The organism is Bacillus sp. 22-7 (assembly GCF_010628845.1).
In the GTDB taxonomy this organism is placed as follows: Bacteria; Bacillota; Bacilli; order Bacillales; family Cytobacillaceae; genus Cytobacillus; species Cytobacillus firmus_B.
The window spans coordinates 21,630-33,908 of record NZ_NJQY01000013.1; the positions used below are offsets into that span (position 1 = coordinate 21,630).

The window sequence follows — 12,279 nt, forward strand, 5'->3', positions numbered from 1 at the left end:
AAAATGAGTACGGGTGCAGTTAATGATACTCAAATGGTGATTATTACGGGAATGTCAGGGGCAGGGAAAACAGTAGCCATCCAAAGCTTTGAAGATCTTGGCTTCTTCTGTGTAGACAATTTGCCGCCGACGCTGCTTCCTAAATTCCTTGAACTTATGAAGGAATCCGGGAATAAAATGAATAAGGTGGCATTGGTGATGGATTTGCGCGGCCGTGAGTTTTTTGACCACCTGTTTAAGGCGCTCGATGAATTGTCCGAGACATCCTGGGTCACTCCGCAGATTTTATATCTTGATGCGGATGATTCGACACTCGTCAGAAGATATAAAGAAACAAGACGATTCCATCCCCTTGCACCATCAGGATTGCCTCTTGAAGGCATCAAGCTTGAGCGGGAGCTGCTCGAAGAATTAAAAGGCAGGGCCCGGCTGATTTATAATACGTCACAAATGAAACCGAGGGAATTGCGCGAGAAAATTCTTACGGAATTCTCATTGAATAAAAAAACCATATTTACGGTTAACGTCATGTCTTTTGGCTTTAAGCATGGAATTCCAATTGATGCCGACCTGGTATTCGATGTCCGGTTCCTTCCGAATCCCCATTATATTGAACATATGAGGCCGAAGACAGGATTAGATGAAGAGGTGTCAGGCTATGTGCTGAAATGGACGGAAACCAGTAAATTTCTTGAGAAGGTTACGGAGCTGCTGAGCTTTATGCTTCCGCATTATAAGCGGGAAGGGAAGGCTCAATTGGTGGTGGCAATTGGATGTACGGGAGGCCAGCACCGTTCGGTAGCGCTGACGGAATATATTGCAGACTACTTTAGCAAGGATTACAATACTGCAATCACCCACCGTGACATCGACAGGAGAAAGGAAAACATCAAATGAACCGACAGCCAAGAATCGTCATCATCGGCGGAGGAACGGGACTGCCTGTCCTCTTAAGGGGACTGAAGCAGTACCCTGTTGATATTACTGCCATTGTGACAGTAGCCGATGATGGCGGCAGCTCAGGAAGATTGCGAAATGATCTTCATATCCCGCCGCCCGGTGACATCCGCAATGTGCTGGCCGCTCTTTCAGACGTAGAGCCGCTCATTGAGGAGATGTTCCAGCACCGCTTTGCGACATCCAATGAATTGTCCGGGCACTCGCTTGGCAATTTAATTCTCGCGGCAATGACCTCAATTACAGGAAATTTTGTTCATGCGATTCAGGAAATGAGCAAGGTGTTAAATGTAAGGGGAAAGGTGCTGCCGGCTGCGAACCAGAGTGTGGTCCTTCACGCTGAAATGGAAGACGGGACTATCGTATCGGGAGAATCAAAAATTCCTTATTCCGGCAAAAAAATCAAGCGGGTATTTTTAACTCCTAAAAATATTAAAGCCCTGCCTGAATCACTGCAGGCAATCAGACAGGCTGACATGATCATCATTGGCCCTGGAAGCTTATATACAAGTATTCTTCCAAACTTGCTTGTTCCCAGGCTCGGACGTGAGGTCTGTCAATCGAAAGCAAAAAAAGTCTATATATGCAATTTAATGACACAGGCAGGAGAGACGCTCGATTATACAGCAAGTGACCATGTAAAAGCACTTTATGATCATATGAGCTGTGCTTTTATCAATACCATCCTGGTAAACAATGAAGAAATTCCTGCCCATATTCAGGAGAGGTACAGCGAGGAAATGGCGAGGCCTGTTGTGTATGATACAGGTGCTCTTGCCGAATTGGGCCTTGATATTATGCACGGTGAAATTGTCAGCCACGAAGGCGGGATCATACGCCATGATACAAAAGAGGTTGCCCAAATGCTTTATAATTTAATACTACATGAAACCAATAGGCGTTTTAACGCGTAATATAAAGGTGTAAAAGGGCTTTTGCCAGTAAAAAAATAAACTGTGCATACGTTTGCTCAGTGAAGAATATCTTTTTATATGTCTCTGGCTAAGCACTTTTACGGATAGGGGGTGAAGGGATGTCTTTCGCTTCGGAAACGAAAAAAGAATTGACGAACCTGGAATTAAAAGACTGCTGCGGCAAAGCGGAATTGTCCGCCTTGATCCGGATGAATGGTTCACTTTCTTTTTCCAGCCGGAAATTGATCGTTGATATTCAGACGGAGAATGCAGCCATTGCAAGAAGGATTTACACGCTGATTAAAAGGAATTACAGCGTTCAGGTCGAGCTCCTGGTCCGGAAAAAAATGCGGCTGAAAAAGAACAATGTATATATTGTCAGGCTGTCGGAACAGGCCAGCATGATTCTTGATGACCTGAAAATTTTAAGTGAGGGATTCGTATTTACACACGATATCTCCAAAGAGCTCATAAAAAAGAAATGCTGTAAGCGTTCTTATCTGCGCGGTGCATTCCTTGCCGGGGGATCGGTTAATAATCCGGAAACCTCCTCCTATCATCTGGAGATCGCTTCACTTTACAAGGAGCATAACGACTCCCTTTGTGAACTGATGAATACGTTCGGGCTGAACAGCAAAACGCTTGAACGGAAAAAAGGCTATATCACGTATTTAAAGGAAGCCGAAAAAATAACGGAATTCCTGAATATTGTGGGGGCACATGCATCTCTGCTCCGGTTTGAAGATATCCGGATTGTCCGCGATATGAGAAACTCGGTCAATCGGCTCGTGAATTGTGAAACAGCGAACTTAAACAAAACCATCGGGGCGGCCTTGCGGCAAGTGGAGAATATCCGGTTTATTGACCAGACGGTTGGACTTCAGGTTTTGCCCGACAAACTGAGGGAAATAGCCGAATTGCGTGTAGCATACCAGGATGTCACCTTAAAAGAGCTTGGGGAAATGGTCTCAGGCGGAAATATCAGCAAATCAGGCATTAATCACCGATTAAGAAAAATAGATGAAATCGCTGAAAAACTCAGAGCAGGCAGCACCATAGATGCTCACTAATAGAGGCATCAGCAGGGAGGAGATATACAATGGCAGAAAAACAGGTAGAAGTTAAGCTGAAGACAGGATTGCAGGCCCGTCCGGCTGCATTGTTCGTACAAGAGGCTAATCGGTTTTCATCCGATATTTTCCTGGAGAAGGATGGAAAGAAGGTAAATGCGAAAAGCATTATGGGGCTAATGAGCCTGGCTGTAAGCTCAGGATCAGTCATTACCCTGAAGGCTGAGGGGAACGACGAAAACGAAGCTCTCGAAGCGCTGGCAAATTATATTCAGAAGGAAAACTAAAACAACTCGCATCGGGAAGATGCGAGTTGTTTTTTATGTCTGTCTAGCTCCAGCGCCTACCCCCTCGAGGTGTCGGGGGTGGGCAAGGCGCTTCCGCTTTTCTTATTAATTATCCTTCTTCTCTTCTAGAGAGTTTCTGGAAATGATCTGGTCAACCAAACCGTATTCAAGAGCTCGTTCAGCTGTCATAAAGTTATCGCGGTCTGTATCTTTTGCAATGACTTCAAGCGGCTGTCCAGTACGCTCTGAAAGGATCGTGTTTAATTTTTCGCGCAGGAAAAGAATGCGCTTTGCAGCGATTTCAATTTCAGTCGCCTGTCCCTGTGCACCGCCAAGTGGCTGGTGAATCATAACCTCAGCGTTTGGAAGAGCAAAACGCTTTCCTTTTTCACCCGCTGCAAGAAGGAATGCACCCATGGATGCAGCCATACCGATACAAATGGTTTGTACCTTTGGCTTAATGAATTGCATCGTATCATAAATAGCCATACCAGCTGTAATGCTTCCGCCAGGGCTATTAATGTAAATGGAAATGTCCTTTTCAGGGTTTTCTGCTTCAAGGAATAACAGCTGGGCAACAATGGAGTTTGCCACATTATCATCAATTCCGCTTCCGAGCATAATGATGCGGTCTTTTAAAAGGCGGGAGTAAATATCATAAGCACGCTCCCCGCGATTTGTTTGTTCAATAACTGTAGGGATTAAGTTCATTTTCCAATTCCTCCTTCAAGATAAGGTCAACATACAAGATGAACAAGCATGTTCTTCCAAGTAAAGAAAATTTTTTAACTCCTATGTATTATCATGATACACTGATGGTCAATTAAGGTCAAACGAATCGCATGGAAATAGCCCCTGATTCGTTCGACACTTTTTTCTGTGATGCTCTATCTCATTCCATGATACCCATTGTTCCGACTTTTAAAACTAAAAGGAGGCTTGCAAAGTGATTAAACATAGCATATAATTAGTTATCGTACCGGCTGAGCGCTTGGTCAGCCAATTAATAAAATCTATGCCCTCGTGGTGCAACGGATAGCACGTGAGATTCCGGTTCTTAAGATGTGGGTTCGATTCCTGCCGAGGGCGCTAGCAAAAACTCCTTGTCTGATATGGACAGGGAGTTTTTACTTTTTAAACTATCCGCTAATGAATCCAGCCGATACGTATATAAAAAAAATTATCCGCAAGTAAATGGGCCATACCCGCAAATAAAATTCCTCTATCCGCAAATAAATCTAATAAACTTCCGACTTAATTTCAAAAAAATCCATAAAATCCGCAGGTTTCACCATAAAGAATGAATATTCCCCACTCAGCCATGCATATTGTGAAGTATTCAGAAAGAAGTGCCGGTGCAATTGGGGATTGCCAGGATATTTCCATACAACATTTTCTGTGAATATTGTAAAATGGGGACAGGGGGAATGTACGATGAATTTGAAAGCTGGGTTATGGCAGCAGCAGACAATGAAATTAACAATGACACAGGAGCTGACGCAGGCGATTGCCCTTCTGCAATACAGCACACAGGAGCTTTCTGCTTTCCTGGAAAGCAAGGCGCTTGAAAATCCCCTTTTAAAAGTAGAGTCCGGTCATGTCCAGACGATGGATCCCCGTTATGACCGTGTCAAACCGACAAGGATAAAAGCCGAAAAAGATAAAATAAATTGGATTGAGCAGATTGGCTGCGGAAAGACCATGCTGCTTGATGAATATTTGAAATCGCAGCTTCATTTGAAATTAAACAGGGATGACCAAAAAGTGATTGAGCATCTTATTGATAGCCTTGATGAAAACGGTTACTTCCGGGCGGATCTAAAGGCGTCAGCTGATGCTCTTAAGATGCCCCTTGAGAAAGTGGAGCAGATGCTTGAAGAGCTTCAGGAACTCGAGCCTGCTGGCGTTGGCGCAAGGAATCTTCAGGAGTGCCTGTCCCTGCAGATCAAGAGATTGCCGGAAGAAAATGAACTGGCTGAAATCATTATAGATGAATACTTTACCCTTTTTGCCGAGAAGAAATGGAAGGAAATTGCAAAACAGCTCGGTGTGGAGCTTAAAGACATTCAGGCAGTATTCGATCTTGTTCAGACCCTGAATCCAAGGCCGGCTTCATCCTTCCAAAGTGAAAAATCCGCTTATATAACACCGGACGTGATTATTCAGTGGGATGGCAGCTCTTTTTCCGTCAGCGTGTTTGATGAAGTGCTTCCTAAAATTAGTTTTAATGAACCTTATTTTAAAAAGTTTTCGGCAAGTGGTGATCGAAATGTCAGCCGCTTCCTGCAGGAAAAGCAGCAGGATTATCAATGGATTATAAGAAGCATTGAGCAGAGGAAAGAGACACTTGCGAATGTGACTCTTAAAATCGTTGAAAAGCAGCAGGATTTTTTCATTAAAGGGCCTGCATATCTGAAGCCGATGACAATGAAGGAAATATCAGATGAACTCGATATTCATGAATCAACAGTAAGCAGGGCTGTCCGGGAAAAATATGCGCAAACGCCATTTGGGACATATGAGCTGAGATCGTTCTTCTCCAGTACGATCAAAACGACTTCTGATGAAAATACGTCTTCACAGCAGGTCAAGACGATTATTGGTAAAATGATAGAAAAAGAAAATAAACAAAAGCCTTTATCCGATCAGGAGCTTGTGAAGCTGCTGAAGGAAAAAGAGGGGATGGTTGTCAGCAGAAGGACAATTGCGAAATATCGGGATCAGCTGGGCATCCCGTCATCATCCAAACGGAAAAGGTATGACTGACAAAGGAGATTTGCTGATTGAAACAGCCTGAGCTAGTGTTTTATACGCGCAGCAGATGCCCGCTGTGTGATAAAGCAAAGAGTGTGTTAATGGATTTAAAGAAAGAATATGAATTTAAGTTAATTGAGAAAGATATTGATGAAAGCGATGACCTGACTGAGAAGTACGGACTCATGATTCCAGTTGTTGAAATTAATGGGCGTGAAGTGCAATTCGGGCATATTGACCCCATTACCGTAAGTGAAGCGCTTACAGAAAAAAACTGAGTTTTATCAGTTGATTTCAATACTCACTCTTGCTATTATTGAGGAGAAGCAAGGGTGATTTTTTTTACGGTAAGTGGGACATAATATGTCTATGCGGGACAAAAAATGACCACATATGATGAAGGAGCTTTCCGGATGTACTCACTAATTGATATTCAAAAAAGATTATTGCCTGATATGCTTGCAGTTATGCAGAAGCGCTATGGGATACTTCATTACATAGGGCTGATGGAGCCGGTTGGAAGAAGAAGCCTTGCAGTCAGTATGGGTTTGACGGAAAGAGTGCTGAGAAGTGAGGTTGAATTTCTAAAAGACCAGAACCTGATTCGCATTTCAAGTACAGGAATGAGTCTCTCTTCCGATGGTACTGAATTACTCGAAGCTCTTGAAGGAATAATGAGAGATATTTCGGGTATAGCCGTAATGGAGCAGGAATTATCCCGAAAGCTTGGCATTCGCCAGGCGATCATTGTTTCCGGAAACAGCGATGAATCTCCATGGGTGAAGCAGGAGCTTGGCAGAGCCACAGCAATGTGTATGAAATCAAGGCTCAAAGGAAAAAATATCATCGCAGTTACCGGCGGGTCCACAATGGCAGCCGTAGCGGAGATGCTTACTCCTGATCTTGCTGAACGCGATTGGCTGTTTGTGCCGGCACGTGGCGGAATAGGCGAGGATGTTAAAAACCAGGCTAACACCATATGTGCCAAAATGGCTGACCATACAGATTCCAGGCACCGCGTCCTGTATGTGCCGGACCAGGTAAGCAGGGAGATGTATGAAAGCATTATTAAAGAACCCAATATTAAAGAAGTAATCACCCAGATCAAATCGGCAAGCATGGTTTTGCACGGGATTGGGGACGCTATTACAATGGCGGAACGCCGCAAAACCAGTGAAGAAGATTTGGTTAAAATCAAGCAAGCCAAAGCAGTCGGTGAATCATTTGGCTATTACTTCAACGAAGGCGGCGAGGTTGTACATAAGGTTCAGACCATCGGCCTTCAGCTGGATGACCTATCACAAATTGAACATGTCATTGCAGTGGCAGGCGGCTCCACAAAGGCTAAAGCCATCGCTGCATACATGAAACGTGCACCATCTTCTACCATACTAGTGACAGATGAAGGTGCAGCAAAACAGTTGATAAAAGGGTAATCCCTTTTCAAATATAAAATTACCTTTTCAAGGAGGAAATAATCATGGCAGTTAAAGTTGGTATTAACGGATTTGGAAGAATCGGGCGCGTTGTTTTCCGTGCAGCTCTTAATAACCCTAACGTAGAGGTTGTTGCAGTAAATGACCTTACAGATGCAAACATGCTTGCACACCTTTTGAAATATGATTCCGTACACGGAACTCTAAATGAAGAAGTAACTGTTGACGGCGATTATCTTGTTGTTGGCGGCCATAAAGTAAAAGTTATTGCAGAGCGCGATCCTGCTCAATTAGGATGGGGAGATCTTGGTGTAGAAGTAGTAGTAGAATCTACTGGACGCTTCACAAAGCGTGCTGACGCTGCGAAACATCTTGAAGCTGGTGCTAAGAAAGTAATCATCTCAGCTCCTGCATCTGACGAAGATATCACAGTTGTCATGGGTGTTAACCATGAGAAATACGATGCTGCAAACCATCATGTAATCTCTAACGCTTCTTGTACAACAAACTGCTTGGCTCCATTTGCAAAAGTATTGAACGACAGCTTCGGAATCAAACGCGGTATGATGACAACTGTTCACTCATACACAAATGACCAGCAAATCCTTGACTTGCCTCACAAGGACTACCGCCGTGCACGTGCAGCAGCGGAAAACATCATTCCTACAACTACTGGAGCTGCAAAAGCAGTATCTCTAGTATTGCCTGAACTAAAAGGCAAATTGAACGGTGGGGCTATGCGTGTTCCAACTCCAAACGTTTCTCTTGTTGACCTTGTTGCTGAGCTTGACAAAGACGTAACTGCTGAAGATGTAAACAATGCTCTAAAAGCTGCTTCTGAAGGCGACCTGAAAGGCATCCTTGCCTACAGCGAAGAGCCATTAGTATCTGGCGACTACAACGGAAACCCTGCATCTTCTACAATCGATGCACTTTCTACAATGGTTATGGAAGGCAACATGGTAAAAGTAATCTCTTGGTATGACAACGAAACTGGTTATTCTAACCGTGTAGTTGACCTAGTTGACTACATCGCTCAAAAGGGACTTTAATCAAAAATATTCGTTTTGCGAAGCATTCACAAGCTGAATTTTTTCTCTGAAAAAACACCTCATCTTGTTGGATATTCAAATCGCTAACGTCTATAATGGATAAGGGTAAAAGGGGAGCAGGGAAACATTCCCTCTCCCTTTTGTTTTAAGTAAAACTATTTAACCGGGATGGTGCTTAGCTCCGTAACCTGGAGGCTTTTAGTCTATGAGCCATCAGGCAAGGCGCTTCCGCTTTTCTGGTAAGGAGGTCCTTTTGCTATGAACAAAAAAAGCGTTAAAGATGTGGAGTTAAAGGGTAAGCGTGTTTTCTGCCGGGTTGATTTCAACGTTCCGATGAAAGAGGGACAAGTAACAGATGAAACTCGCATCAAAGCAGCTCTTCCAACGATTGAATACTTGATGAACCAGGGTGCAAAAGTGATTTTAGCCAGCCATTTGGGCCGTCCGAAGGGTTCAGTTGTTGAAGAATTACGCTTAACACCAGTAGCAAAGCGTTTGTCCGAGCTTCTTGGCAAAGAAGTGAAGAAGGCGGATGAAGCATATGGCGATTCTGTAAAAGCGCTGGTTGACACGTTAAGTGAAGGCGATGTTATGCTTCTTGAAAACGTGCGTTTCTATGCTGGCGAGGAAAAGAATGATCCTGAACTTGCAAAGGCCTTTGCTGAGCTTGCAGATGTCTATGTGAATGATGCATTTGGAGCAGCACACCGTGCACATGCTTCAACGGAAGGAATTGCTCATCATCTTCCTGCTGTATCAGGACTCTTAATGGAAAAAGAACTTGATGTACTTGGAAAAGCTCTTTCAAATCCTGAACGCCCATTTACAGCTATTATTGGCGGTGCAAAGGTAAAAGATAAGATTGGCGTAATCGAAAATCTTCTTGAAAAGGTAGACAACCTGATCATTGGCGGAGGGCTGGCTTATACATTTGTAAAAGCAAACGGCCATGAAGTAGGAAAGTCACTATTAGAAGAAGATAAAATTGACCTTGCCAAATCGTTTATGGAAAAAGCGAAAGAAAAAGGCGTGAACTTCTACATGCCTGTTGATGTCGTGGTAGCAGACGATTTTTCTGAAGAGGCTAATATTAAAACTGTAGCAATCGAAGAAATTCCTTCTGATTGGGAAGCACTTGATATCGGACCTAAAACGCGCGATATTTACAGCGATGTAATTCAGAATTCAAAGCTTGTCATCTGGAACGGACCAATGGGTGTATTCGAATTAAATAAATTTGCAGGCGGCACAAGAGCAGTGGCTGAGGCTTTAGCAGAAGCAAACGATACATATTCAGTCATTGGCGGCGGTGATTCTGCAGCTGCAGTTGAAAAATTCCACCTTGCTGACCGCATGAGCCATATCTCAACAGGCGGCGGCGCTTCCCTTGAGTTTATGGAAGGAAAAGCCCTGCCTGGCGTAGTTGCTTTAAACGATAAATAATTTTGGTGACAGGCACCACCCGAAATCTGTCGAATATATGACACTAATAAAAATGCATGAAAGGACGTGCAACATGCGTAAACCAATTATTGCAGGAAACTGGAAAATGCATAAAACACTTCCGGAAGCGAAAGTCTTTCTTGAAGAAATTAACGGATTAGTTCCTGGGAAAGAGCAGGTAGATACAGTTGTATGTGCTCCTGCCTTATTCCTTGAGCGCCTGGTTGAAAACTCAAAGGATTCAGATGTTGAAATCGGCGCACAGAATATGCACTTTGAAGAAAACGGCGCTTTTACAGGCGAAATCAGCCCTGTGGCACTTGAAGATCTTGGCGTGAAATACGTAATTCTTGGTCATTCAGAACGCCGTGAGATGTTCAATGAGACAGATGAGGCTGTTAATAAAAAGACCTTGGCTGCATTCAAATACAACTTAACTCCAATCGTTTGTGTCGGTGAATCGCTAGAACAGCGGGAAAACGGCGAAACAATGGATCTTGTAGGCTCACAGGTTGAGAAGGCCCTAAATGGCTTAACTGAAGAGCAGGTAAAGCAGACTGTTATTGCGTATGAGCCAATCTGGGCAATCGGAACTGGCAAATCTTCAACATCTGCAGATGCGAATGAGGTATGTGCACATATCCGTTCAGTCGTGGCTAAGCAATTTTCACAGGCTGCGGCAGATGCAGTCCGCATTCAGTACGGCGGCAGCGTAAAGCCTGCAAACATTAAAGAATATATGAGCCAGCCTGATATTGATGGAGCTCTTGTAGGCGGCGCAAGCTTACAGCCTACAGACTTTCTTCAATTATTGGAGGCAGGCAAGAATGAGTAAATCTCCAGTTGCATTAATCATCTTAGATGGTTTCGCATTGCGGGGCGAGCGGATGGGAAATGCCGTTGCTCAGGCAAAGAAGCCAAACTTCGAACGTTACTGGAATACCTACCCTAACGCAACACTGACCGCGAGCGGCGAAGCAGTAGGTCTTCCGGAAGGGCAAATGGGAAACTCGGAAGTTGGACATTTAAACATCGGCGCTGGCCGGATTGTATATCAGAGTTTAACAAGAGTGAACGTGGCCATTCGTGAAGGACAGTTTGAGAAGAACGAAACGTTCCGTTCTGCGATTGACCATGTGAAAAAGAAAGGCACGGATCTTCATTTGATGGGACTTCTGTCAGATGGAGGCGTTCACAGCCATATTCAGCACTTATTTGCGCTGCTTCGCATGGCTGCTGAGGAAGGCGTGAAGAATGTCTATGTTCATGGATTCCTGGATGGACGTGATGTTGGCCCGCAAACGGCAGCAGGCTATATTAAAGAAGCGCAGGAAAAAATGAAAGAATACGGAGTCGGCGAATTTGCGACCATTTCCGGACGATACTATTCCATGGACCGAGACAAACGCTGGGAGCGTGTTGAAAAGTCTTACCGTTCCATGGTGTATGGTGATGGCCCTGCATACAACGATCCTTTGGATTTAGTTGAAGATAACTATAAAAATGGTATCTTTGATGAGTTCGTCATTCCATCGGTCATTACTGCAGAAGATGGGAAGCCGGTTGCAACGATTAAGAAGGATGATGCAGTTATTTTCTATAACTTCCGTCCGGACCGGGCAATTCAGATTTCGAACACGTTTACAAATAAAGACTTCCGTTCCTTTGATAGAGGGCCTGGACATCCTGAGAACTTGTTCTTCGTTTGTTTGACCCACTTCAGTGAAACGGTTGACGGATATGTTGCGTTCAAACCGACGAACCTTGATAATACCCTTGGTGAGGTTTTAGCGCAAAACGGAAAAACACAGCTCCGCATTGCAGAGACAGAGAAATACCCTCATGTAACGTTCTTTATGAGCGGCGGAAGGGAAGAGAAATTCCCTGGTGAAGAGAGAATCCTGATCGACTCACCGAAAGTAGCTACCTATGACCTTAAGCCTGAAATGAGTGCTTATGAAGTGACGGACGCGTTGCTGAAGGAAGTGGAAGCTGACAATTTCGATGCGATCATCCTGAACTTTGCCAACCCGGACATGGTGGGGCACTCAGGCATGCTTGAGCCAACGATTAAGGCGGTTGAAACGGTTGACGAATGCCTTGGCAAAATTGTTGACCTGATTATTTCAAAAGGCGGAAAAGCGATCATCACAGCTGACCACGGAAATGCCGATGAAGTTGTTACGCTAGAAGGCGGCCCGATGACCGCCCACACAACAAACCCGGTTCCAGTCATCGTCACACAGGATGGCGCAGAACTCCGTACAGACGGAATCTTAGGAGACCTTGCTCCAACAGTTCTGGACCTGCTTGGACTGGAAAAACCGGCTGAAATGACAGGAACCTCATTACTGAAAAAATAACTG

General features: G+C 44.3%; 12 protein-coding genes and 1 tRNA gene. 12 read left to right on the forward strand and 1 reads right to left on the reverse strand.

Annotated features, from left to right (window positions below; translation table 11 throughout):
• Positions 1-3: 3 nt before the first annotated feature.
• From rapZ to CE058_RS10715, 4 genes are all read left to right on the forward strand, one after another.
• Positions 4-897, forward strand: a complete 894-nt coding sequence (gene rapZ, locus CE058_RS10700; RefSeq protein WP_048008412.1) for an RNase adapter RapZ — start codon at positions 4-6, stop codon at positions 895-897.
• Positions 894-1,871, forward strand: coding sequence for a gluconeogenesis factor YvcK family protein (locus CE058_RS10705; protein WP_163142488.1), 978 nt, complete (start codon positions 894-896; stop codon positions 1,869-1,871). Before rapZ ends, CE058_RS10705 begins: the two co-directional genes overlap by 4 nt.
• A 119-nt stretch (positions 1,872-1,990) precedes the next feature.
• Positions 1,991-2,941, forward strand: a complete 951-nt coding sequence (gene whiA / locus CE058_RS10710) for a DNA-binding protein WhiA (RefSeq protein ID WP_048008414.1) — start codon at positions 1,991-1,993, stop codon at positions 2,939-2,941.
• A gap of 29 nt (positions 2,942-2,970) precedes the next feature.
• Positions 2,971-3,228, forward strand: coding sequence for an HPr family phosphocarrier protein (locus tag CE058_RS10715; protein ID WP_009331822.1), 258 nt, complete (start codon positions 2,971-2,973; stop codon positions 3,226-3,228).
• A gap of 105 nt (positions 3,229-3,333) precedes the next feature.
• Here the strand turns inward: CE058_RS10715 and clpP are convergent, their stop codons facing one another.
• A complete protein-coding gene (gene clpP / locus CE058_RS10720) occupies positions 3,334-3,939 on the reverse strand; it encodes an ATP-dependent Clp endopeptidase proteolytic subunit ClpP (protein ID WP_048008415.1) in 606 nt (201 codons plus the stop codon).
• Between the two features lie 306 nt (positions 3,940-4,245).
• Between clpP and CE058_RS10725 the strand changes: the two genes are divergently transcribed.
• From CE058_RS10725 to gpmI, 8 genes are all read left to right on the forward strand, one after another.
• Positions 4,246-4,317: transfer RNA gene (locus CE058_RS10725), tRNA-Arg, on the forward strand.
• Between the two features lie 345 nt (positions 4,318-4,662).
• A complete protein-coding gene (gene rpoN, locus CE058_RS10730; RefSeq protein WP_048008416.1) occupies positions 4,663-5,994 on the forward strand; it encodes an RNA polymerase factor sigma-54 in 1,332 nt (443 codons plus the stop codon).
• A 17-nt stretch (positions 5,995-6,011) separates the two neighbouring features.
• The gene (locus CE058_RS10735) at positions 6,012-6,260 is read left to right on the forward strand and encodes a glutaredoxin family protein (RefSeq protein ID WP_082138925.1); all 249 of its coding nucleotides are present in this window, start codon (positions 6,012-6,014) and stop codon (positions 6,258-6,260) included.
• A gap of 135 nt (positions 6,261-6,395) precedes the next feature.
• Positions 6,396-7,418 (forward strand): sugar-binding transcriptional regulator, encoded by a 1,023-nt coding sequence (locus CE058_RS10740; RefSeq protein ID WP_048008479.1) that lies wholly within the window; start codon positions 6,396-6,398, stop codon positions 7,416-7,418.
• Between the two features lie 44 nt (positions 7,419-7,462).
• Positions 7,463-8,470, forward strand: coding sequence for a type I glyceraldehyde-3-phosphate dehydrogenase (gap, locus tag CE058_RS10745; protein ID WP_048008417.1), 1,008 nt, complete (start codon positions 7,463-7,465; stop codon positions 8,468-8,470).
• A gap of 258 nt (positions 8,471-8,728) precedes the next feature.
• Positions 8,729-9,913, forward strand: a complete 1,185-nt coding sequence (locus CE058_RS10750) for a phosphoglycerate kinase (protein WP_035329300.1) — start codon at positions 8,729-8,731, stop codon at positions 9,911-9,913.
• 73 nt (positions 9,914-9,986) lie between these two features.
• Positions 9,987-10,748, forward strand: a complete 762-nt coding sequence (tpiA, locus tag CE058_RS10755) for a triose-phosphate isomerase (protein ID WP_035329301.1) — start codon at positions 9,987-9,989, stop codon at positions 10,746-10,748.
• Positions 10,741-12,276: a 2,3-bisphosphoglycerate-independent phosphoglycerate mutase gene (gpmI, locus tag CE058_RS10760; RefSeq protein WP_048008418.1), complete on the forward strand. Its 1,536-nt coding sequence runs from the start codon at positions 10,741-10,743 to the stop codon at positions 12,274-12,276. Before tpiA ends, gpmI begins: the two co-directional genes overlap by 8 nt.
• The last annotated feature ends 3 nt before the right edge of the window (positions 12,277-12,279 follow it).